At 67.4% G+C, this 24689-nt stretch carries 7 protein-coding genes and 1 pseudogene; 5 read left to right on the forward strand and 3 right to left on the reverse strand.

Annotated features, from left to right (window positions below; genetic code table 11):
* On the reverse strand, positions 1–220 hold a 220-nt coding region (locus tag A5744_RS24955; protein ID WP_240562992.1), incomplete at its 3' end, for a hypothetical protein.
* Positions 221–271: 51 nt separating this feature from the next.
* On the opposite strand from A5744_RS24955, the gene A5744_RS07365 reads away from it, so the two are divergent.
* The 5 genes and pseudogenes from A5744_RS07365 (at position 272) to A5744_RS07385 (ending at position 17195) form a co-directional block, all read left to right on the forward strand.
* On the forward strand, positions 272–13414 hold the full coding sequence (locus A5744_RS07365; protein ID WP_276206960.1) for a non-ribosomal peptide synthetase: 13143 nt from the start codon (positions 272–274) through the stop codon (positions 13412–13414).
* A pseudogene (locus tag A5744_RS07370) lies at positions 13414–13704 on the forward strand (nuclear transport factor 2 family protein); the annotation flags it as partial. The gene A5744_RS07365 and the pseudogene A5744_RS07370, both read left to right, overlap by 1 nt.
* Positions 13705–13803: 99 nt before the next feature.
* Positions 13804–14940 (forward strand): branched-chain amino acid aminotransferase, encoded by a 1137-nt coding sequence (locus A5744_RS07375; RefSeq protein ID WP_083679230.1) that lies wholly within the window; start codon positions 13804–13806, stop codon positions 14938–14940.
* Complete coding sequence (locus A5744_RS07380; protein WP_076059721.1) at positions 14937–16205, forward strand: glycosyltransferase; 1269 nt, start codon at positions 14937–14939, stop codon at positions 16203–16205. Before A5744_RS07375 ends, A5744_RS07380 begins: the two co-directional genes overlap by 4 nt.
* A gap of 21 nt (positions 16206–16226) precedes the next feature.
* Positions 16227–17195 (forward strand): FkbM family methyltransferase, encoded by a 969-nt coding sequence (locus A5744_RS07385; RefSeq protein WP_083679231.1) that lies wholly within the window; start codon positions 16227–16229, stop codon positions 17193–17195.
* A 2-nt stretch (positions 17196–17197) separates the two neighbouring features.
* Here the strand turns inward: A5744_RS07385 and A5744_RS07390 are convergent, their stop codons facing one another.
* Positions 17198–17998: a GAP family protein gene (locus tag A5744_RS07390; protein WP_076059736.1), complete on the reverse strand. Its 801-nt coding sequence runs from the start codon at positions 17996–17998 to the stop codon at positions 17198–17200.
* Positions 17999–18196: 198 nt separating this feature from the next.
* Positions 18197–24472 (reverse strand): type I polyketide synthase, encoded by a 6276-nt coding sequence (pks2, locus tag A5744_RS07395; protein WP_175879797.1) that lies wholly within the window; start codon positions 24470–24472, stop codon positions 18197–18199.
* Positions 24473–24689 lie beyond the last annotated feature (217 nt).

Here is a 24689-nt window from a genome sequence, read left to right on the forward strand (position 1 = left end):
GCAACTGCAGTATCTGGGCCGCGCCGATGCCCAGGTCAAACTGCGCGGGCAGCGCATCGAGCTGGGCGAAATCGAAAACACCCTGCTGGCCTGCCCGCAGGTCGTCCAGGCCGCCGCCACCGTCCACCACGGCGAGGCCGGCACCAACCTGATTGCCTATGTCACTCTCGAGCACAACGCCACCGCCGATGACGACGCCGAGGTCGTCGAAGAGTGGCAACACCTTTACGACGAGCTCTACGGCGCCGAGGGCGAGGCGCCGGAGTTGGGGATGGATTTCCGCGGCTGGAACAGCAGCTACACCGAGGAGCCGATTCCGCTCGAGCAGATGATGGAGTGGCGTGCGGCCACCGTGGATCGGATCATGGCCCTGCGGCCGCGGCGGGTGCTTGAGATCGGCGTTGGTTCCGGGCTGTTGCTGTCCCAGATCGCCCCGCACTGTGAGCATTACGTCGGCACCGATTTCTCCGCGGTGGTTATCGACAGCCTGGCTCGTTCGCTGCAGGGGACGCAGTGGCGCGATCGCGTCGAGCTGCTGACCCAGCCCGCGCACCTCACCGAAACCCTGCCGCAGCACTATTTCGACACCGTCGTTCTCAACTCGGTGGTGCAATATTTCCCCCACGCCACATATCTGCGCGAGGTCATCGACAACGCGATGGATCTGCTGGCCCCGGGCGGGTCGGTGTTTGTCGGCGATGTGCGCAACCACGCGCTGCAGGGCGCGTTTCAAACCGGGGTCGCGCTGGCGCGCACCGATACCGCCGATGCCGCCGAGATCCGCCAACGAGTCCAGCGCGCGATTCTCGGCGAGACCGAATTGCTGTTGGCGCCGGAGTTTTTCACCAGCTTGGCCGCCGAGCATCCGGCGGTGGCCGGCGTCGACATTCAGGTCAAACGCGGTACGGCCGACAACGAACTGACCCGGTATCGCTACGACGTCGTCGTCCACAAAACCCCGGCGCCCGTGCGTTCGCTGGCCGACGCCCCCCGCTGGGCGTGGACCAACTGCGCGGGAGTGCGCGAGCGGTTGATATCGCAGCGCCCCAACATTATTCGTGTCACCGGCATCCCCCGCGCCGGGGTGATCGGCGACGTCCAGATCGAAGGTGTCGTGGAGGCCGGGCTACCTCTTGACGCAGCCCTGGCCGAAGCCGCCGCCTCCGCCGATGCCGTTGTCCCCGAAGAGTTGTACCGCCTCGGTGAAACCGCCGGATACCACGTCGCGGTCACCTGGGGTGCCCAACCGGGCACCCTGGACGCGGTCCTCACCACGGTCTCCGATCCCGAGCGCGGGGCGCCGGTGACGGATCTGTATCTGCCCGCCACCGAGCCCGAGCACCGCGTCGCCTACGCCAACGATCCGCAGACCAACACCAAACTCGGAGCGGTCCGTCAGCGGTTGAGCGCGTGGTTGCCCGACTACATGGTGCCCGCACACATCGTGGTACTTGACGAGTTCCCGTTGACGTCGTCGGGCAAGATCGACCGTAAAGCGTTGCCGGCGCCGGTTTTTGCCGCCACCGTATTCCGGGCGCCGCAGACCCAGACCGAAAAGATCATTGCCGAGGCGTTCGCCGAGGTATTGGGTATGGCCCGAATCGGGCTCGACGACGACTTCTTCGCCCTGGGTGGCGATTCGCTCACCGCCACCCGGGTCAGCGCACGCCTGCAACTAGGACTCGGCCGGGAAGTGCCGGTGCGGTACCTGTTCGACGCCGCGACCGTCGCCGGCCTCGCCGAGTATCTGCACCGGCATCGTGGCGGACCTGCCCGTCCGCCGTTGCGGGTGATGGCGCGCCCGGAGCGGGTGCCGTTGTCCTTTGCCCAAAACCGATTGTGGTTCCTCGATCAGCTGCAGGGGCCGTCACCGGTCTACAACATGGCGACCGCGTTCCGGATCAGCGGGCCGCTGGATGTCGATGCGTTGGGTGCGGCGCTGGCCGACGTGGTGGCCCGCCACGAGAGTCTGCGCACCCTGTTTGCCGCAACCGACGGCGTACCCGAGCAGGTGGTGGTGCCCGTCGAGCAGGCCGACTTCGGGTGGGACGTCGTCGATGCCACCGCCTGGACGGCCGAGCGGCTGGGTGAGGCCGTCAATGCCGCGGTGCGTCACAGCTTTGACCTAGCCACCGAGATCCCGTTGCGGGCAAGGCTTTTCCGCGTCGGCGACAACGAACACGTGCTGGTGGTCGTGGTGCACCACATCGCCGCGGATGGCTGGTCGGTGCGGCCGCTGGTGACCGATCTGGGTATGGCATACGCCAGCCGGTGTGCCGGGCGGGCCCCCGACACGGTGCCGTTGGCGGTGCAGTACATCGATTACACGCTGTGGCAGCGCGAACACCTCGGTGATCTCGACGATCCCGACAGCGCGATCGCCGCGCAGCTCGCCTACTGGGAGCAGGCCCTGGCCGGGCTGCCCGAGCGGCTGCAGCTGCCCACCGATCGGCCCTACCCGCCGGTCGCCGACTACCGAGGCGCCAGCGTCGCGGTCGATTGGCCCGCCGGGCTGCAGCAGCAGGTCGCCCGGGTGGCCCGCGAGCACAACGCGACCCGCTTCATGGTGATCCAGGCCGCACTGGCGCTGCTGCTGTCTCAGCTCAGCGCCAGCAGCGATGTGGCGGTGGGTATCGCGATCGCCGGGCGCCGCGATCCGGCGCTCGACGAGCTGGTGGGATTTTTCGTCAACACCTTGGTGCTGCGTGTCGATCTGGCCGGTGATCCCACCGTCGGCGAACTGCTGGCCCAGGTGCGGGCGCGCAGCCTGGCCGCCTACGAGCACCAAGACGTCCCGTTTGAAGTGCTGGTCGAACGGCTCAACCCCACCCGGAGTCTCGCGCATCACCCGCTGATCCAGGTGTCGTTGTCCTGGCAGAACCTTCCCGGTCAGGACGACAAATCCGCGGCCGAGCCGGCCCTGGGTGACCTGGAGGTCACCCCGCTGTCCGTGGAGACCCAGACCGCCCGCATGGACCTGACGCTTTCCCTCGGCGAACGCTGGGACGACGCCGGTGAGCCCGCCGGGATCAGCGGAACGGTGGAATTTCGCACCGACGTGTTCGACGCGTCCAGCATCCATGGGCTCATCGAACGCTGGCAGCGGGTGTTGGCGACGATCACCGCCGAACCCACCCGGCGGATCTCGTCGATGGACCTGCTCGACGACGTTGAGCGCGCCCGCCTGCAGGGGTGGGGTAACCGGGCGGCGTTGACCCGGCCGGCACCGGCCGCGGTGTCGATTCCGGCGTTGTTCGCCGAGCAGGTGGCCCAGATGCCGGATGCGGTGGCGCTGGTGTGCGGGGAACGCTCGTGGACCTACCGCGAGCTGGATCAGGCCGCCAACCGGCTGGCGCACCTGTTGGCCGGCCACGGGTCGGGCCCGGGTGAGCGTGTGGCACTGCTGTTTTCGCGGTCGGCCGAGGCGATCGTGTCGATTTTGGCGGTGCTGAAAACCGGGGCCGCGTACCTGCCGATCGACCCGGTGACGCCGGAGGCCCGGATCGCCTTCATCCTCGCCGATGCCGCCCCGATCGCCGCGATCACCACCAGTGAGCTGGCCGACCGGCTCGACGGGCACGACGTCGGGGTCATCGATCTCAACGACCCCCGCATCGACGCCCAGCCCAGCACCGCACCGCCCCCGCCGGCTCCCGACGACGTCGCCTACCTGATCTACACCTCGGGCACCACCGGTGTCCCCAAAGGCGTCGCGGTCACCCACCGCAACGTCACCCAGCTGCTGGCCTCACTGGACGCGGGGCTGCCGGCGGCGGGGGTGTGGACGCACAGTCACTCGTTGGCGTTTGACGTTTCGGTGTGGGAGATCTTCGGCGCGCTGCTGCGTGGGGGCCGGATGGTGGTAGTGCCCGACGAGGTGGTGCGCTCACCGGAAGACTTCCACGCCTTGCTCATTGGTGAAGGGGTCAGCGTCTTGACCCAGACCCCGTCCGCGGTGGGGGTGTTGCCGACCGAGGGCCTGGAGTCGGTGGCATTGGTGATGGCCGGTGAGGCTTGCCCGGCCGAGGTGGTGGATCGGTGGGCGCCGGGGCGGGTGATGGTCAACGCGTACGGCCCGACCGAGACGACGATGTGTGTGGCGATCAGCGCGCCACTGACGGCCGGGTCGGGTGTGGTGCCGATCGGTTCGCCGGTGCCGGGGGCGGCGCTGTTTGTGCTCGACGGGTGGTTGCGTCCGGTCCCGGCGGGCGTGGTCGGTGAGTTGTATGTGGCCGGCGACGGTGTGTCGTATGGCTATGTGGGCCGGTCGGGGTTGACCGGGTCGCGGTTCGTGGCGTGCCCGTTCAGCGCGGGGACACGGATGTATCGCACCGGGGATCTGGTGCGCTGGGGCGCCGACGGGCAGCTGCACTATCTCGGGCGTGCCGATGAGCAGGTCAAGATCCGCGGCTATCGCATCGAACTCGGCGAAGTCCAGGCGGCCCTGAATGCACTGGACGGCGTCGAGCAGGCGGTGGTGATCGCCCGCGAGGACCGCCCCGGCGACAAACGCCTCGTCGGCTACGTCACCGGCACCATGGACCCGGCCAAGACGCGCGCCGCGCTGGCCCACCGGCTCCCGGCCTACATGGTCCCCGCGGCGGTGGTGGCACTCGACACGTTGCCGTTAACCCCCAACGGCAAACTCGACACCCGCGCCCTGCCGGCACCGGAATACTTCGGCGGCGGGTATCGGGCCCCGAGCAACGCGGTCGAGGAGATCCTGGCCGGCATCTACGCCCAGGTGCTCGGGCTCGAGCGAGTCGGGGTCGACGACTCGTTCTTCGATTTGGGCGGGGACTCGCTGTCGGCGATGCAGGTGATCGCCGCCATCAACACCGGAATGGGTGCTGGCGTTTCGGTGCGCAGCGTGTTCGAGGCGCCGACGGTGGCGGAGTTGGCGCCGCGTATCGGTGAGGAGGGGGCCCGGCTTCAGCCGTTGGTGCCGGTCGAGCGGCCCGCGCGGGTCCCGTTGTCGTTTGCGCAGAGCCGGTTGTGGTTCCTCGACCAATTGCAGGGTCCCTCACCGGTTTACAACATCGCGGCGGCGTTGCGGCTGACCGGTCGCCTCGATGCCGAAGCCCTGGGTGCCGCGCTGGCCGATGTAGTGGCCCGGCACGAAAGCCTGCGCACCCTGTTCACAGCGCCCGAAGGCATACCACAGCAGCTGGTGGTGCCTCCCGAGCGCGCCGAATTCGGTTGGGACGTGGTCGATTCCACCGACTGGCCGGCGGACCGGCTGGGTGACGAAATCGGCGCGGCGGTACGCCACGGTTTTGATCTGGCCACCGAGATCCCGTTGCGGGCAAGGCTTTTCCGCGTCGGCGACGACGAGTACGCGCTGGTGATCGTGGTACACCATATCGCCGCCGACGGGTTGTCGCTGAGGCCCCTGGTGCGTGATATGGGGCTGGCATATGTCAGCCGGTGTGCCGGGCAAGCCCCCGACTGGGCGCCATTGCCGGTGCAGTACGTCGACTACACGCTGTGGCAGCGTGCACAGTTCGGTGATCTTGACGATCGCGAGAGCCCCATCGCCGCGCAGCTGGCCTATTGGGAAGATGCGCTGGCCGGGCTGCCCGAGCGGCTGCAACTGCCCACCGACCGGCCCTATCCGCCGTTCGCCGATCAGCGCGGCGCCAGTGTCGCGGTCGATTGGCCGGCCGAGCTGCAGCAGCGGGTGCGCGATCTGGCCCGCGAACACAACGCGACCACCTTCATGGTGGTGCAGGCGGCGCTGGCGGTGCTGTTGTCTCAGCTCAGCGCCAGCCCCGACGTGGCGGTGGGATTCCCAATTGCCGGGCGCCGCGACCCCGCGCTGGACGAGCTGGTGGGATTTTTCGTCAACACCTTGGTGCTGCGGGTGGACCTGGCCGGCGATCCCACCATCGGCGAACTGCTGACCCAGGTGCGACAACGCAGCCTGGCCGCCTACGAGCACCAAGACGTCCCGTTCGAAGTGCTGGTCGAGCGGCTGAACCCCACCCGAAGCCTGACCTTCCACCCCGTGGTCCAGGTGTTGTTGGCGTGGCAGAACTTCGCCGGGCAGGACACCGAGCCCACCGGGCTCAGTTTGGGTGATGTGCAGGCCACGCCCCTGCCGGCGGACACCCGCACCGCCCGCATGGACCTGATGTTCACCTTGGCCGAACGCTGGAGCGAGGCCGGCGAACTCGCCGGAATCGGCGGAGCGGTGGAATTCCGCACCGACATTTTCGACGCCGCGAGCATCGAAACGCTGATCGAGCGGTTAGAGCGGGTGTTGGTCGCGATGACCGCCGACCCCGCGCGGCGGCTCTCGTCGATGGACCTGCTCGACGAGCCCGAGCAGGCCCGGCTGCGCGAGATCGGTAACTGGGCCGCGTTGACCGCTCCGGCGAGCACGTCGGCGTCGATTCCGGAGTTGTTCGCCGAGCAGGTGGCGCTCGACCCGGACGCGGTGGCGCTGAGGTTTGCGGGCCGCTCCGCGACCTACCGGGAACTCGATGAGGCCGCCAACCGGTTGGCGCACCTGTTGGCCGGCCAGGGGATAGGCCCGGGACAGTCTGTCGCCCTGCTGTTTTCGCGTTCCGCCGAGGCGATCGTCGCGATCTTGGCGGTCCTCAAGACCGGGGCGGCCTATCTACCGATCGACCCGGCACTGCCCGCGAGCCGGATAGACTTCATGCTCGCCGATGCGGCGGCGGTGGCGCTGCTCACCACCTCCGGGTTGGCCGACCGGCTGGACGAGTGCGACCTGCCCGTCATCGATGTCGACGACCCGCGCGTTGACGCCTACCCATGCACCGGCTTGCCGGCCCCGGCCCCCGACGACATCGCCTACGTCATCTACACGTCGGGCACCACCGGCGTGCCCAAGGGCGTGGCCATCACCCACCACAACGTCACCGAGCTGATGACGTCGATGGACGCGGGTCTGGCGGCCCCCGGGCAGGTATGGGCGCAGTGGCACTCCTACAGCTTCGACATCTCGGGCTGGGAGATCTTCGGTGCGCTTCTGCACGGCGCGCGGCTGGTGGTGGTGCCCGAGTCGGCGGCCCGCTCACCGGAAGAACTGCACGCCTTGCTGGTCACCGAAAACGTCACCGTGTTGAGCCAAACCCCAACCGCCGCAGGCGTGCTCTCGCCCGACGGGTTGGATTCCGTGGCCTTGTTGGTGGGCGGTGAACCCTGCCCGGCCGAAGTGGTGGACCGCTGGGCACCCGGGCGGCTGATGATCAACGAATACGGCCCGACCGAGACCACGATGTGGGTGGCGACCAGCGCGCCGTTGACGGCGGGGGCGGGTGTAGTGCCCATCGGCTCACCACTGCCGAGGGCGGCGCTATTCGTGCTCGACGGCTGGCTGCGTCCGGTACCCGCCGGCGTGGTCGGCGAGCTGTACGTGGCCGGCGCCCAGGTCGGGTGCGGGTATTGGCGCCGGCCCGGTCTGACCGCGTCGCGGTTCGTGGCGTGCCCCTTCTCCCCGGGCACACGGATGTATCGCACCGGGGACCTCGTCTGTTGGCGCCCCGACGGGCAACTGCAGTACCTGGGGCGCGCCGACGAGCAGGTCAAGATCCGCGGCTATCGCATCGAGCTGGGTGAGGTCGGGGCGGTGCTGGCGGCCCATCCCCGGGTGGCGCAGGCGGCGGTCGTCGCCCACACGGCCGCGCCAACCGCGGATGCCGGCGACGGGGCAAGCGACAAGCTGCTGGCGGGCTATGTGGTGCTGGATCAGCAGATGAAGCTGGTCCGCGAGCCCGAGCGGGAAGCGCGGCTGGTCGAGCAGTGGCAGCGGGTGTGGGGCGACGTCTATTCGGGGTCGACGCCCGAGACGGCCGCGCCCGCGGTGCTGGGGGAGGACTTCTCGGGCTGGAACAGCAGCTACACCGGGGCACCGATCCCGCTGCAGGAGATGCGGGAATGGCGCGCGGCCGCGGTGGAGCGGATCCGCGGATTGGGCGCGGCCCGGGTGCTCGAGATCGGGGTGGGCGCGGGGTTGCTGCTTTCCCAGCTGGCCCCGGATTGTGTCGAGTATTGGGGTACGGACTTGGCCGCGCCGACGATTCAGACGCTGCGCGCCGCGGTGGCATCGCAGCCGTGGGCTGATCGGGTGCGGTTGCGGGTGCAGCCCGCCGATGTGGCCGACGGGTTGCCGGCGGGGCACTTCGACGTGGTGGTGCTGAACTCCGTGGTGCAGTACTTCCCGAGCGCGGGCTATCTGCTCGAGGTGCTGGCGATGGCGATGCGGCTGCTGGCGCCGGGTGGGGCGGTGTTCCTCGGCGACGTGCGCAACCTGTCGTTGCTGCAGGCATTTACCACCGGGATTTTGTGTGCCGACCCCACGACCGGTGAGGATCCGGCTTCGGTGATGCGCGAGCGGGTGCGCCGGGAGATGCTCGCCGAGCAGGAATTGCTGTTCGCGCCGGAGTTTTTCGCGGCATTGCCACAGCACCTTGCCGACATCGCCGCGGTGCAGGTGCAGCTCAAGCAGATGCGGGCGGTCAACGAGCTCAGCGGCTACCGGTACGAGGTGGTGCTGCGCAAGGGGCCCGTGGCGGTGCGCTCCGTGGCGGGCCTGCCGTCGCTGCCGTGGCAGCGCTTCGAAAGCCTGGCCGCGTTGGGTGACTACCTGCGCGCGCAGCGGTTGCCGGAGGTGCGGGTGACCGGGGTGCCGCACGGCGGCATATCGCCCGACGTGGCGTTGGCGCGGGCGTTGGCTTCGGCCGGTGATCGGGTGCCTGTCAGCGCGTTGGGTGCGGATACGTCCGCACCGGATCCGGTTGTGCCGCACCAGTGTTATCAGTTGGGGCAGGAGCTCGGATATGCCACCGCGGTGACCTGGTCGCCGCAGACCGGCTTGGTCGATCTCATCTTCACCCGCGCCGCCGACGGCTCCGACAACACCTCCGACAACACCTCCGACGGATCCTCGCCGGCGGTGTTGACGGATCTCTATCTGCCGGCCGCCGGGATGGGTTCGCTGGCCGGGTACGTCAACGACCCGGCGGTGATCGAGCGCGTCGCCGAGCTGCGCGGTTTCGTCGCCGAGCGGTTACCGGAGTTCATGGTGCCGGCGGCGGTCATGGTGGTGGAGTCGTTGCCGTTGACGGTCAACGGCAAGCTCGATCGTCGGGCATTGCCGGTCCCGGAGTTCGTGAGTGCGGCCGCCTATCGCGGGCCGCGTGATCGACGCGAACAGGTGTTGGTCGCGTTGTTCGCTGAGGTTCTCGGGGTGACGCGGGTTGGTATCGATGACGGGTTCTTCGATTTGGGTGGCCATTCACTGTCCGCGGCACGGCTGATCGCGCGGGTGCGGGCCGAGCTACGTGTCGAGGTCCCGATCCGGGTGTTGTTTGATTCGCCCACCGTGGCCGGGTTGGCCGAATGGATGAGGACCCACGGCGGGGAAAGCGCCAGGGCAGCGTTGACGGCCCAACAGCGTCCCGCAGTACTTCCGTTGTCGTTTGCGCAGCAGCGGTTGTGGTTCCTCGACCAGTTGCACGGGCCCTCCCCGATCTACAACATGCCGACCGCTTATCGGATCACCGGCGCACTGGACGTCGAGGCGTTGGGCGCGGCGCTGGCCGATGTGGTGGCCCGCCAAGAGAGCCTGCGGACACTGTTTGCCTTAGCCGACGGCGTACCCCAGCAGGTGATCATCCCCGCCGAGCGGGCCGACTTCGGGTGGGACGTCGTCGATGCCACCGGCTGGTCGGCGGAGCGGCTGGGCGAGGCCATCGGCGCCGAGGTGCGTCACTCGTTTGATTTGGCGAGCGAAATCCCTTTGCGAGCAAGACTTTTCCGCGTCGGCCACGACGAGCACGTGCTGGTTGCGGTGGTGCATCATATCGCCGCGGACGGGTTGTCGATTGCCCCGCTGGTCGCTGATCTGGGGGTGGCGTATGCCAGCCGGTCCGCCGGACAGGCCCCGGGGTGGGCGCCGTTGGCGGTGCAGTACGCCGACTACACGCTGTGGCAGCGCGAGCAGCTGGGGGACCTGGCCGATCCCGAGAGCCCCATTGCAGCGCAGTTGGCCTACTGGCAGGACGCCCTGGCCGGGATGCCCGAGCGCCTGCAGCTGCCCACCGATCGGCCCTATCCGCCGGTCGCCGACTACCGCGGCGCCACCGTCGCGGTGGAGTGGCCGGCGGCACTGCAGCAACGGATCGCCCGGGTGGCGGCCGAGCACAACGCGACCAGCTTCATGGTGGTCCAGGCAGCCCTGGCGGTGCTGCTCGCAAAGCTCAGCGCCACAAACGATGTGGCGGTCGGGTTCCCGATCGGCGGACGTGGCGACCCGGCGCTGGATGCGCTGGTCGGGGTTTTCGTCAACACGTTGGTGCTGCGTGTCGATCTGGCCGGGGATCCCACCATCGGTGAAGTGCTGGCCCAGGTCCGTCGGCGCGGACTGGCCGCCTACGAGCACCAGGATGTGCCGTTTGAGGTGCTCGTCGAGCGGCTCAACCCCATCCGAAACCTGAGCCAGCACCCACTGATCCAGGTGTTGTTGGCCTGGCAGAACCTTCCCGGGCAGAACATCGAGCCCGCCGGGATCACCTTGGGCGACCTCGAGGTGGCACCGCTGTCGGCGGACACCCACACGGCGCGCATGGACCTCACGTTTTCCCTGGCGGAACGCTGGGACGAGGCGGGTGAGCCCGCCGGGATTTCCGGGGCGGTGGAATTTCGCACCGACGTGTTCGACGCGGAAAGCATCGAAACACTGATCGCGCGGCTGCAGTGGGTGTTGGCGGCGATCACCGCGGATCCGGCACGGCGGCTGTCGTCGGTGGATCTGCTCGATGCCGGTGAGCATGCCCGCCTGCAGGACTGGGGTAACCGGGCGGCGTTGACGGCGCCGGCAGCCGCGTCGGCGTCGATCCCGGCGTTGTTCGCCGCGCAGGCGGCGGGTGCGCCCGAGGCGGTGGCGGTGGTATGCGGCGAGGTCTCGTGGACCTACCGCGAGCTCGACGAGGCCTCTAATCGGTTGGCGCACCGGCTGATTGGTCATGGTGTGGGCCCGGGACAGTGCGTCGGGCTGCTGTTGCCGCGGTCGGCCGAGGCGATCGCGTCGATTTTCGCCGTACTCAAAACCGGGGCCGCCTACCTGCCGATCGACCCGGGGCTGCCGGCGACCCGTATCGGGTTCATGCTCGACGACGCTGCGCCGATCGCCGCGATCACCACCGCCGGGCTGGCCGACCGGCTGGATGGACGCGGTGTCCTAGTCGTCGACGTCGACGACCCCGCTTTGGACACCCAACCCAGCACCGCGCTGCCGTCGCCGGCCCCCGACGACATCGCCTACCTCATCTACACGTCGGGTACTACCGGTGCCCCCAAGGGAGTGGCCGTCACCCACCGCAACGTCGCCCGGCTGCTCGCGACACTGGACTCGGCGCTGGAGTTGTCGGCGGGACAGGTGTGGACGCAGTGCCATTCCTTGGCCTTCGACTATTCGGTGTGGGAGATTTTCGGTGCACTGCTGCACGGTGGGCGACTGGTGGTGGTGCCCGACGCGGTGGTCCGCTCACCGGAAGACCTGCGCGCCTTGCTGGTTGCCGAACAAGTCAGCGTGTTGAGCCAGACGCCGTCGGCGTTTTATGCCCTGCAAACGGCCGACGCGCTAGCGCCCGAGTCGGAGCTGAAGCTCGAGACGGTGGTGTTCGGTGGTGAAGCGCTAGAACCACAGCGCCTTGGGGCCTGGCTGGCCAACCATCCGGGATCACCGCGACTGATCAATATGTACGGCATCACCGAGACGACGGTGCATGCCTCGTTCCGCGAGATCGTCGACCGCGATGTCGCCGGCAATGCCAGCCCGATCGGGGTGCCGTTGGCGCACCTTGGCTTTTTCGTGCTCGACGGGTGGTTGCGTCCGGTGCCGGCCGGCGTGGTCGGGGAGTTGTACGTGGCCGGTGCCGGACTGGCATGCGGGTATGTGGGTCGGTCGGGTTTGACGGGGACGCGGTTCGTCGCCTGTCCGTACGGGCCGCCGGGATCACGGATGTATCGCACGGGAGATCTGGTGCGGTGGAGCCCCGGTGGGCAGCTGCACTATCTGGGCCGTGCCGACGAGCAGGTAAAGATCCGCGGATACCGCATCGAACTCGGCGAGGTCCAGGCGGCGCTGGCAGGACTGGACGGGGTGGAGCAGGCGGTGGTGATCGCGCGTGAGGACCGGCCCGGCGACAAGCGCCTGGTCGGCTATGTCACCGGCACCGCCGACCCGGGCACGGCGCGTACCGCGCTGGCCGAGCGCCTACCGGCCTACATGGTGCCGGCCGCGGTGGTGGCGCTGGAGGCGCTGCCGCTGACGGTCAACGGCAAACTGGACACCCGAGCGCTGCCCGCACCCGAATACACCGACGCCGATCGGTACCGCGCCCCGGCCACCCCCGCCGAGGAGGTCCTGGCCGGCATCTACGCCGAGGTGCTGGGACTCGAGCGGGTCGGGGTCGACGACTCGTTCTTCGACCTGGGCGGGGATTCGCTGTCTGCGATACGGGTCATCACGGCAATCAACGCCCGCCTGGACACCCGCGTCGCGGTGCGCACCCTGTTCCATGCGCCGTCGGTGCGAAGTTTGAGCCAGCAGTTGGACAGCCCTGCCAGCGCGGTGGAAGTAGTCCCCGTTGAGGTCCTCAAGGACGGGACTGGTATTCCGCTGTTCTGCATACATCCCGGAGCCGGGGCGAGTTGGGCGTATCAGGCACTCGGTAAGTACGTGGATTGCCCGATCATTGGCATTCAACAGGTCCTGCAGCCCGGAGAAGCCGAACCTCGGTCGATTCGGGATATGGCGAGAAACTACGCCGACAGGATCCAAAGGGCTTGCCCCGCCGGGCCTTACCACCTTCTCGGCTGGTCTTTCGGAGGGGTCGTCGCCCACGAACTTGCCATCGAGCTTCGGCGGCGCGGATGCGTGGTCGAACGGCTTGTCCTTCTGGACGCTCAACCCCATCTTGACGACAGCGTCGCGCTGCCGAACGACGCCTTGGACAAGAAGCACATGCTGGAAGAGGTCTTGCGCTTCTATGGCATTACTGTCCCGGAACAGGATGCGACGCTCACCTACGAGCAGATAGCAGCTCTGGTTCGCGAACGAGCGGCCGTCGAATTTCCGCAGTATGAACAGCTTTTGGGTTCGCTTGTCGAAAACCTCGATTTGCTTGTGCGAAACGTCAACGGCAACAGGGCGTTGCAGCGATCTCACGAGCCCGGTGTTTTCGATGGTGACATGATCATATTTTCCGCGGCGCAAGTTGAGAGCAACAGGACTTCGTGTGCGCTGGAAGCTTGGCGGCCCTATGTCGCCGGCGACGTCACCGAGTACGCGACGGACTGCGCACACGAAGTCATGCTGACTCCCGAATCGCTTCGCAGGTATGGCCAGCAAATCAAATCTTCGTTGGAAGGGGGTCGCTGATGCACCACACCGTCTTTACCGATGTCGTTCAGAAGTACTACGTGGCGGTGGACAACGCGGATGTCGACGGCCTTGTGGCACTCTTCGAAGCCGACGCCGAGTACTCACGGCCGGGCTATGCGTGTCTGAGCGGAAGAGAGGCGATCAGGTCCTTCTACGTGGATGACCGCATCATCGAGTCGGGTATGCACAACATCGAGTCGATCGTTTCTGATTCCGGAGTGGTCGCGGTCGAGGGCTGCTTCAAGGGCACCGTGCGTGGCGGAGCCGCTGCCGAAGTTGAGTTTGCCGACTTCTTCTGGCCCGGCCCACACGGGCTCATCAAGAAGCGGCGGACGTATTTCTATACGCCGCTAATCTAAATTTAGAACAATCTCAGGTGGAACAAAATGTCGGTGGATCAGGCAGCAGCGCTTTTGCCCGGGGGTTTTCGACTCGACGCGTCCCCATCGCGATTGTCGGACGCTGAGCGGGCCGAAATCTTAGCGGACCCGGGGTTCGGCCGTTTTTTCACTGACCATATGTCGATCATTTACTGGGATGCGGACAAAGGTTGGCACGGGGCGCGTGTAACGCAGCTCAGCTCGTTCACCATTCATCCGGCATGCGTTGTGCTCCACTACGCCCAGGGAGTGATCGAGGGCCTGAAAGCTTACGGTCGGGCAGACGGAAGCGTTTGGCTGTTCAGACCGTTGCTCAATGCGCGCCGGTTCCGCAAATCGGCTGCCAGATTGGCCCTTCCGCAGCTCGGCGACGACCTCTTCCTATCGAGCTTGATGTCGCTGATACAAGTAGACCGTGCGTGGGTCCCCACGAATGATCGTGAATGCAGCTTGTATCTCCGGCCATTCATGTTCGGTGCGGAAGTGGGACTCGGGGTCCGGCCAAGTCCGTCCGTGACCTATGCCGTCATCGCGAGCCCGTCAGGCCCATATTTTCCGGGCGGAACCGCCGGAATGCGGCTATGGGTAGGGAAGTACCCCCGCGCCTGGGAGGGCGGCACCGGGAGCGTCAAATTCGGTGGTAACTACGCGTCGAACCTCTTGGCAGAAATCGAGGCCAAAGAGTATGGCTGCGATCACGTGTTGTTCCTCGACGATGATGGCTGTGTCCAGGAATCCGGCACGATGAACATATTTGCCATCACAGCTGAAGGCGAGCTTGTAACCCCAAGCTTGGGAACGATTCTCGAGGGGGTGACACGGGCGAGCGTTCTTTCGCTGGCGACCGCCCATGGGTTGGCCCCAACCGAACGTCGATTCCCGTTCGAGGAATTGAAGCAGGGCTGCATATCCGGCAAAATTCGCGAGGTCTTCGCGGTAGGGACTGCGGCGGTCGTCAACCCGATCGTTGGATTCAAGGGCCCGCGGTGTGAATTCGCGGTGGCCGACGGTCTGCCAGGCCCGAAGAGCCAAGCGCTGCGCGACCACCTCCTCGACATTCAATACGGTCGGCGGCCGGACCCGTTCGACTGGATGGTTGAAATCCCCGACTTGGCTCACGTGAAAGGCGAGGAACCGCGATGATATTTGTGTTGGCCTGCTATGGAACTCGCGGCGATGTCGAGCCCGGCGTCGCTGTCGGCCGCGAGCTACTGCGCCGGGGCCACGAAGTGCGCATGGCCGTCCCGCCCGACATGGTGGGCGACACCGAGGCGGCCGGGCTTGCGGCGGCCGGCTACGGGGTGGACACGCAGACGTGGATGGACGTGCACCGCGATCTGTGGGCGTGTCTGTCCCGCAGCCCCTGGAGGATCCCGGAGCTGATCAGGCTGGGACGCGAACTCTGGCGGCTCTTCATGCAGAGCTGGGGGGAGGCGAGCGCCACGCTGAAATCGCGGGCAAGCGGGGCCGACCTGCTCGTCACCGGCCGCAGTTTGGAGGAGACCGCTGCCAACGTCGCGGAGTATCACGACATTCCGTTGGCCACGCTGCATTACGCGCCGGCGCGGCCCCACGGCCAGGTCCTTCCATTCCTGCCGCCGCTGTTCGGGCGCTCCTTGATGACCTTGAACGAGTGGGTGTATTGGCGCACGACGAAAAGGGTCGAGGACACGCAGCGGCGTGAACTGGGCCTGCCGAAGTCGACGGCCCCCTCGTCGCGGCGGATCGCCGAACGCGGGTCGCTGGAAATCCAGGCCTACGACGAGGTTTGCTTTCCCGGGCTGGCAGCCGAATGGGCGAAATGGAACGGCCGGCGGCCCTTTGTCGGCGCCCTGACCATGGAACTGCCGACCGACGCCGATGACGAGGTCGCGTCGTGGATTGCCGCTGGAACACCGCCGATCTATTTCGGGTTTGGCAGCATCCCTGTCGAATCTGCCGCCCGCACAGTCGAAATGATCAGCGCCGCTTGCGAGCAGCTAGGCGAGCGAGCGTTGGTGTGCTCCGGCGGCACCGACTTCAGCGACGTCCCCAAATTCGCGAACGTCAAGGTGGTGGCGGCGGTGAACCATGCGGCCGTTTTCCCCGCGTGCCGCGCCGTCGTGCACCATGGCGGCGCGGGCACCACGGCCGCCGGCCTGCGCGCCGGAGTCCCCACCTTGATCCTCTGGGCGGCGGCCGATCAGCCGTATTGGGGAGCTCAGATCAAACGACTGAAGGTTGGCACTGCCCGGGGATTCGCGAGCACTACCCAGCAATCGCTGGTCGCGGACCTGCGCACCATCCTCGAGCCCGACTACGCCGGACGCGCCCGTGAGATCGCCACTCGGATGAGCAAATCCGCCGAAAGCGTTGCAGCCGCCGCTGATCTGCTCGAGGATTTCGCCCGCTCGCGGCGTGAGGGCTGATCCGGTCAAAAGGGCCGCGGAATGATCGGGGCTCGGATCCTAGGGCTGTGGCGCTGGTACATACGATTCCTTCGCACCGGCAAGGAGCGCGTCGGCCTCACCGAGCGCTGGGTCCGGGCGCTCTTGCTGATCGTGCCGTACTACGGCGTGGTTGTGCCGCTGTTGCTCCGCGCCGCGCTCCGGGGACCGGTGACCGTCGAGGGCGTTAGCGAAGACGGAACCCATTTTCGTTGCCGGCTCCCGGATTTCATCCCGTTGTACATCTACCTGTTCGGCACCTGGGAACCCGATCTCGCGGCGTTTCTGCGCCGCCGGCTGCGACCGGGCGACGCCTTCGTCGACGTCGGCGCCAACATCGGATGTGTAAGCGCGTTGGCCAGCGGACTGGTTGGACCGCATGGCGTCGTTGTCGCGATCGAACCGTGCCCCACCGCGATCTCCGCGCTACAGGAGACGGTGACCAGGAACGCCCTGACGAACGTTCGCCTGGTTGCCGCCGCCGTGTCGGATCGCGTTCGGCAACTCCCACTGTTCGCCGGACCAAGCTACAACCTGGGCATGACCTCGACGGTCGCCCATTGCAGCCTGCGGGAACGGGGCCGGGTGCCGGCGGCGCCTCTCGGTTCGCTCGTCACCCGTGCGGAGCTGGCGAGCGCCCGGCTGATCAAGATCGATGTGGAGGGCGCAGAGGACCGCGTGCTGGCAGGCATTGTGGCGTCCGTCGACGCTCTCGGCGCCGATGCCGAATTGGCGGTTGAACTGTCGCCTAAATGGTGGAGCGATCCGCAGCTGCGGCCGATTGATGTGCTGCGACCGTTCCTGGACCGCGGCTTCCATGTCTTCCTGCTGCCCAGCGATTACGCGCCGTGGCGCTACCTGTGGCCTCACGACGTCGGCGCGCCGCAGCGGCTCCGCGACCTGACCGTATTGGAGCGGCGCGTGCGGCGCCTCGACGTCGTGCTGTCACGCAGCGACGCCGATGCGCTCTGAGGTCAGGTGCCGGCCATGCCCTGCGCCACCAGCGAGACGCCGACGACGGCGATGATGACCAGCACGATCTTCCGACGATGGGTCCACGCCCAGTCGCGCAGCACTCGCACTGCCGCTTGGGTTTTCGCCGGCGCCACCAGATAGCTGACGAGAATGATCTCCTCAACCGCAAGCATCCCGACGACAAACGCGATGGCGGCGCTGATCTGCGTGCCGATCGCGGCTCCCGACGCCACGATGATTGCGTCGACGATCAGCACCCCTTCGAGCGATGGCGCCATCAAGACACCGATCAGGAACGCCACCCACAGGGATCCGTTTTGCCACACATCGTGGCCGCGGCGGAGCAGCCGCCGGAAAATGGATTCGCCCTCCGTCGGCGGATCCTGCGCCTGACCGATCAGCCGCGAGATCGATTTCGGTGTATTCGACTCCAACACAAGCGTCGAGCCGCTGCCTGCCGCTGCCGGCACCTTCTCGCGCTGACGCGCCGAGAAGCGCACTGCCATCACGGCGGCAATCGATAGCGCCAGCACCCCCAAGCCGATTTGAATGTAGTGGGCGGCGGAGTTCGCGCCGGTGCCCGGCTTGGCCAAATCTCGAGTAAAAGAAGCGAACGTCGGCGTCACGTGCAGCACGATCAGCGGGACGAGATAGGAGGGAACATTCACCGCAATGCAGCCGAGCCAGTAGGCGAACAAGTTTTGCACGGGCCGCGGCCGGGAGATCACGAGCAGGATGATGCCGAGACGCAACGGATGGAGCGTCACGAAAATCGCAAATCCCAGTAACGAGCTCCACATGATCGGCACACTACCTTGTTGGCTTTTGTCTGTTGGCTATTTTTCGGCGTCCCAGAGGTGTGTTGTGTGCAGCGGGCGCACACTTTTGTACCGGGCGCCGGAATTGCTCAACATCGGTGCAATAAGCGTTCGCGTCGAATGGCTCGCGAATTGATATCAGCACTCGCGTCGCCCTAATTCCGAACGCATTTTCTGGCTTCATGCGCCAACGCCCTCGGCGGGCGTCAGCCTTTCGCAGAGCAGCTCCGCCAAACCGCGAATGGTGCCAATGGTGGTGAAGTCGGTGGGATTGATCCGTATTCCGGTTTCCGTCTCGATGCGGGTACGCAGTTCAAGCGCGCCCAGCGAGTCGATGCCGTACTCCGAGAGTGGCCGGTCCGGATCGATGCTGCGATGCAAGATCAGGCTGACCTGATCGGAGATCAGACGCCGCAGCCGGGTTGGCCATTCCTCGAGCGGCAGCTCGCTGAGCTCGGTCTGCAGTTTGCTTGTGCCCCTTGGGTTTTGTCCGTTGGAGCGGAATGCTTCGGCAAACGGGCTGCGCTGCGCGAAGCTCGTCAACCACGGTGCGCCGGTGATCGGTGCGTACCCGGTATAGCCTCGGTCGTGGCGCAGCAGCGCTTCGAACGCATACGCGCCCTCCTCGGGAGCGATAGCGACGTCGGCGCCCTCCGCCAGCGCGGCGGCCCGCCCGACCTGCGCCCACGCGCCCCAGGCGATCGCGGTCGCCGGCAGGCCCTGAGCCCGGCGCCACAGGCTGAAGGCGTCCAGCCAGCTGTTGGCCGCCGCGTAGGCGCCCTGCCCGGGCGAGCCCACCAGCGCGGCCGCCGAGGAGAACCAGCAGAACCAGTCCAACGGCTGGTCGGCGGTGGCCGCGTGCAGGTTCCACGCACCGTAAACCTTTGGCGCCCAGTCACGCTCGATGAGCTCATCAGTGATATTCGCCAGGGTGGCATCCTCGATCACCGCCGCGGCATGCAGCACGCCGCGCAGCGGAAGGCCGGTCGCGGTCGCGACGGTCACCAACCGCTCAGCCGTACCGTCCTCGGCGATATCGCCGCACTCGACCACAACGTCGGTGCCGGTGGCGCTGATGCGTTCGATGGCCTGCGACGCATCGACTGTTGGTTGCGAGCGGGAGGACAACACGAGACGCCCGCAGCCTGCCGCCGCCATCTTCTCGGCCAAGAACAGCCCCAGGCCCCCCAGCCCACCGGTGACGACGTAGGCGCCGTCGGGGCGGAAGACCCGAGTCTGGTCCGGCGGCACCACCACGCGACTGGATCCGGCGTGCGGAACGTCGAGCACGAGCTTTCCGGTGTGCTGGGCGCCGCTCATCAACCGAATGGCGGTAGCGGCGTCGGCAAGCGGGTAGTGCGTGCTCTGTGGCATCGGCAACACGCCGTCGGCGGTGAGCCGGTACACCGTTTTCAGCAACTCCTGCAGCCGCTCGGGATGGCTGTAGGACAGTAACCCTAGGTCGACGCCGTAGAAGGCGAGGTTGCGCCGAAACGGGAAGAGCCCCAACCGGGTGTCGCCGTAGATGTCGCGTTTGCCGATTTCGACGAATCGTCCACCGAGCGCGAGCAATTCGAGGCCGGCTCGTTGGGCGCCGCCGGTCACCGAATTGAGCACGATGTCTACGCCGTATCCCGCGGTGTCACGGCGTATACCCTCGGCGAACTCCAGGCTGCGCGAGTCGTAAACGTGCTCGATGCCCATGTCGCGCAGTAGGTCTCGGCGCTGCTCGCTGCCGGCGGTGGCGAAGATCTCCGCACCCGCGGCCCGGGCGATGGCAATTGCCGCCTGCCCCACGCCGCCGGTCGCGGAATGGATCAACACCTTGTCGCTGCCGCTGATGCGGGCCAGGTCGTGCAGGCCGTACCAGGCGGTGGCGTGCGCGGTTGTCACCGCGGCAGCCTGGTCGTCGGAAAGGCCGGCCGGCAACGATACGGCCAGGCGCGCGTCGCAGGTGATGAACGTGCTCCAACAGCCGTCGGCGCACAGGCCTGCGACGTGATCGCCCACCTTGTGGTCGGTTACGTCGGGCCCGACAGCGGTGATGACACCCGCGAAGTCGGTGCCGAGCTGGGGGAGTCGCCCCTCGAAGGCGGGGTAGCGTCCGAACGCCAGTAACACGTCGGCGAAGTTGATGCTGGATGCGCTGACCGCGACCTCGATCTGTCCGGACCCCGGCGGAATCCGGTCGCAGGCAACGAGTTCCATTGACTCCAGGTCGCCCGGTGTACGGATCTGCAGGCGCATTCCGTCGCGTTCATGGTCGGCGACGGTGGTGTGCCGTTCCTCGGGCCGCAGGGGAGTCGAACGCAAACGCGCCGCATACCACTGGCCGTTCCGCCAGGCGGTCTCGTCTTCGTCGGATTCGCTGAGCAGTTGCTGCGCCAGGTGCTCGCTGTCGGTGTCGGCGTCCAGGTCGATCTGGGTGGCGTGCAGGTGCGGATGCTCGGCGCCGATTACCCGCAGCAAACCCCGCAGCCCAGCCTGCTCGAGGTTGGGCCGGTCGCCCGCCAGCACCGCCTGAGCGCCGCGGGTGACGACGCACAGGCGCGGCGGCTGGCCGGCCATCTCCGGCAATCCGCGGACGATACGCACCACATGCTCCACGTACTCGCGGCCAAGCAGCGGGGAGTGGTCGTCGGAGTGGCCGTTTTTCGGTCCGGCGAGGATCACCACACCGGTGAATCCCGCGGCGCGCAAATGATTTTCGAGCTGCGCAGCGTTCGCGGCGTGGTCGGCGCGTTGTGGCCAGCACATCGTGGTGCATTGCGCGCCATGCTGTTTCAGCGCATCGGTCAAGTTGGTGGCCACCACATCCGCGGTGGTAGTGGTGCTGATCAACAGCCACGCGCCGGGATCGGCGTATTCCACTTCGGGCAATTCCCGCTGCTGCCACTCGACGGTGAGCAGTCGCTCGTCCAGCACCCGCTGGTGGTGTGCGCGCTCCGAGATTCCGGAGCCCAGGCGCAGGCCCCGCACGGCCAGGAGGATTGCCCCGTGCTCGTCGAGGACGTCGATGTCGGCCTCGATCCCGGTGGCGTCGGCTTTGTTCACCCGGGTGTAGCAGTAGCGGGCATTGCGAGCGGCAGCGTATGCGCGTAGCCGCCGAACGCCCAGCGGCAAGGCAAGCACCTGCCCGCCCATGGCCTCGACGCCGGGATGGGCCGCGACGGACTGGAAACACGCGTCCAGCAGGGCCGGGTGCATGCCGTAAGCGTCTTGTTGCGAACGGATTTCGCGGGGCAGCGCGATCTCGGCCAGCACGGTGCCGGACGCAGTCTCGTCGATGTGCACGGCCCCCAGACCGGTGAACGCCGGACCGTAGTGAACACCCCGCTCGCCCAGGCGTGCGCGCACCGCGGCGCCATCCTCGCGACGCCCATGCGCGGCCAGAAGCGTGGATAGATCGAGCGCGGGAGGTTGCTCACGCTCTGTGGCGGATAAGACCGCGCGAGCTTGCCGCGCTTGCTCGCCGCCCTGATTTGTCTCCACGGCGAAATCGGCGATGCCCGGCGACGACAACGATGCCGTGGTGCCGACCGTGGTCTGCTCGTCGAGCAGCAGCGCCTGCTCGAACACGATGTCGCGGACCTCGGAGGTTTCGCCCAGCACAGCGTGTGCGGCCGCCAGCGCCATCTCGCAGTACGCCGCCCCCGGAAGCACGGCCACGTTGCGGATCTGGTGATCGCCCAGCCAGGGTTGGGCTGCGGTGCCCACCTCGGCTTGCCACACGTGGCGCTCCGGTTCCTCGTGCAGGTGCACGTGCGGGCCCAACAGCGGATGTACCGAAACGGTGCAACCACCATGCGTGGGGGATTCCGGACCGTCGTGGCTCAACCACAGCCGGCGGTGCGTCCAGGTCGGCAGCGGCGAATCGACCAGGCGCCCAGTCGGATACAGCACCGAGAAGTCCACCGCGGCGCCCGCACTGTGCAGATCCGCGACAAAGCCGCGCAGCCCGTACGGAAGCTCTTGTTCGCGGCGCATACCGGCCAGAGCGGCCACCGGCACGTCGAGGCTGCGGGCCGTCTGGTCGAGAGCGTGGGTAAGAAGCGGGTGCGGTGCCAGCTCGGCGAAGACCCGGTGGCCGTCCTGCATGGCGGCTTGCACCGCCGTGGCGAACCGGACCATGCGGCGCATGTTGTCCGCCCAATAGCGGGCATCGCACACCGGTTGTTCGCGCGGGTCGAACAGGGTCGCCGAGTAGAACGGAACCTCCGGTGTCCTCGGGCTGAGCTCGGCGAGCGCGTCGGTTAGCTCGTCGAGGATCGGGTCGACTTGAGGGGAATGAAAGGCGACGTCGGTGGGGACCTCGCGCGCCATCACGCCGCGCTGCTCCCAGGCCGCCACCAGCTCGCGAACCGTCTCGGCCGCACCCGCGATCACCGACGACTGCGGCGAGGCCACGATCGCCACCACGACATCGTTGATACCGCGGGCCATCAGCTCCGAAAACACTTGCTGGGCAGGCAATTCCACCGACGCCGTGGCGCCGGAGCCGGCGACGCGGGACATCAGCCGGGAGCGGCGACAGATGACACGCACCCCGTCTTCCAGCGACAGCGCGCCCGCGGCGACGGCCGCCGCGGCCTCACCGAGCGAGTGGCCGATGACCGCGCCGGGGCGCACCCCGTATGCCCGTATGGTGGCCGCCAGCGCGACCTGCATCGTGAACAGCGTCGGCTGAATCCGGTCTTGACCCGTCACGACCCGCGGCGACGAGATCGCGTCGGTGACCGAGAACCCGGACTCGAGGGCGATCAGCGGCTCGGCTTGGGCGACCGTGGCGGCGAACACCGGTTCGTTCGCGAGCAATTGCGCGCCCATCGCGGCCCACTGCGAACCCTGGCCGGAAAACACCCACACGGGTCCCAGGTCGTCTCGGCCGACCGCGGCCTGATACGGCATATCGCCATCGGCGATCTCGCGCAAAGCCTTGGTGAGTTCCGGCAGGGTGCTCGCGATGACGGAGGTTCGCACCGGGCGATGCGCACGCCGACGCGCCAGGGTATAGGCCAGGTCCGGTAGTGCGACGTCGTCGTGGGTCTGCACCCAATGAGCCAGACGGCCGGCGGTGCGGTGCAGTTCGTCGGCCGAGGTGGACGACAGCGGGAACAGCAGTGGCGTCGCCGGTTCGGCCGGGATGTCCTCGGGCTCAACGGCTTCGGGAGCTTGCTCCACAATGGCGTGGACGTTGGTTCCCGACAACCCGTACGATGACACCGCCGCCCGGCGAGGTCCGTGCCCGTTGGTGGGCCACGATGTATTGCCCTGTGGCACAAAAAGATTAGTCTCAATTCGGGCAAGATCGTCGGGCAGGCGGGTGAAATGCAGATTCCGCGGAACCACGCCGTGTTCAAGCGCGAGGATCGCCTTCATCAGGCCGAGGGTTCCGGAGGCGGCCTGGGCATGGCCGAAGTTGGTCTTCACCGATGCCAGCGCGCAGGGGCCGTCGACGCCGTAAACCTTGGCCAGACTGGCGTATTCGATGGGGTCGCCCACGGGGGTGCCGGGGCCGTGCGCCTCTACCACGCCGACGGTGCGAGCGTCGACACCGGCCGCGGCCAACGCCGCCCGGTACACCGCGGTCTGCGCGGTCTCCGACGGTGTCGCGATGTTCACGGTGTGGCCGTCCTGATTGACGGCGCTGCCGCGCACCACCGCCAGGATCCGATCACCGTCTCTTAGCGCGTCGGGCAGCCGCTTGAGCAACACCACTACGCAACCCTCGGCCGAGACGAACCCGTCGGCCCCGACGTCGAAGGCATGGCAGCGTCCGGTGGGCGACAGCATCCCCTCGGCCGATCCCGAGGCGAACTTCCGCGGGTCCAGCGCCACCGTGGCGCCGCCGGCCAGGGCAAGGTTGCTTTCGCGATCGTGCAGGCTGCGACAGGCCAGGTGCACGGCGGTCAGGCCGGACGAACACGCGGTGTCCACGGTCAGCGCGGGACCGTGGAGTCCCAGCGTGTAGGCGATCCGTCCGGACGCCATGCTGAAGCTGTTGCCGGTAAACCCGTACGGCCCCTCGGCGGTGTGTGCGTCGGCGGCCAGCAGTTGGTAGTCGCCGTGAGTCAAGCCCACGAACACCCCGGTCGGCGAGTCGGTCATGGCCTCCCGCGTGAGACCGGCATGCTCCATGGCCTCCCAGGAGGTTTCCAGCAGCAACCGGTGCTGCGGATCCATCGCGGTGGCCTCGCGCTCGCTGATCCCGAAGAACTCGAAATCAAAGCCGGCGACGTCGTCGAGGAACCCGCCCCACTTCGATACCGACCGACCAGGTACCCCGGGCTCGGGGTCGTAGTACTCGTCGGCGTCCCAGCGGTCGGGCGGAACTTCGGTGACCAGGTCATCGCCCCGCAGCAACGCCTCCCACAGCTGCTCCGGGGAGTCGATACCTCCGGGAAGCCGGCAGGCCATCCCGATGACGGCAACCGGAGTGACCGGTGTGGTGCTCATTGTGGGCGACGAACAGGCCGAATCGGGGCGGTCCACCCCGTCGACCGCCCCGAAAGACAACATCCCGCCGCCTCCTCACGGCAACGGCTAACTACCTTGTTCGCTTGACGCAATACGTGGCCCCTCCCCGGCCATCGGGGGGTGCCCACGTTCGCTCAATTGACGTTGCCCAGTGTCAGGAGCTTTCCCGCACGTCAGCAGCCCAGATGGCAGGGGC

Origin of the sequence: Mycobacterium sp. IS-1264 (assembly GCF_001954195.1) — a bacterium.
Taxonomy (GTDB): domain Bacteria; phylum Actinomycetota; class Actinomycetes; order Mycobacteriales; family Mycobacteriaceae; genus Mycobacterium.

Bases quoted from the DNA above. Each gene is read 5' to 3' on its own strand.
- A5744_RS07365 (WP_276206960.1), top strand. From the start codon at position 272: ATGGATTTCCGCGGCTGGAACAGCAGCTACACCGAGGAGCCGATTCCG.
- pks2 (WP_175879797.1), bottom strand. From the start codon at position 24,472: ATGAGCACCACACCGGTCACTCCGGTTGCCGTCATCGGGATGGCCTGC.
- A5744_RS07375 (WP_083679230.1), top strand. From the start codon at position 13,804: ATGTCGGTGGATCAGGCAGCAGCGCTTTTGCCCGGGGGTTTTCGACTC.
- A5744_RS07385 (WP_083679231.1), top strand. From the start codon at position 16,227: ATGATCGGGGCTCGGATCCTAGGGCTGTGGCGCTGGTACATACGATTC.
- A5744_RS07390 (WP_076059736.1), bottom strand. From the start codon at position 17,998: ATGTGGAGCTCGTTACTGGGATTTGCGATTTTCGTGACGCTCCATCCG.
- A5744_RS07380 (WP_076059721.1), top strand. From the start codon at position 14,937: ATGATATTTGTGTTGGCCTGCTATGGAACTCGCGGCGATGTCGAGCCC.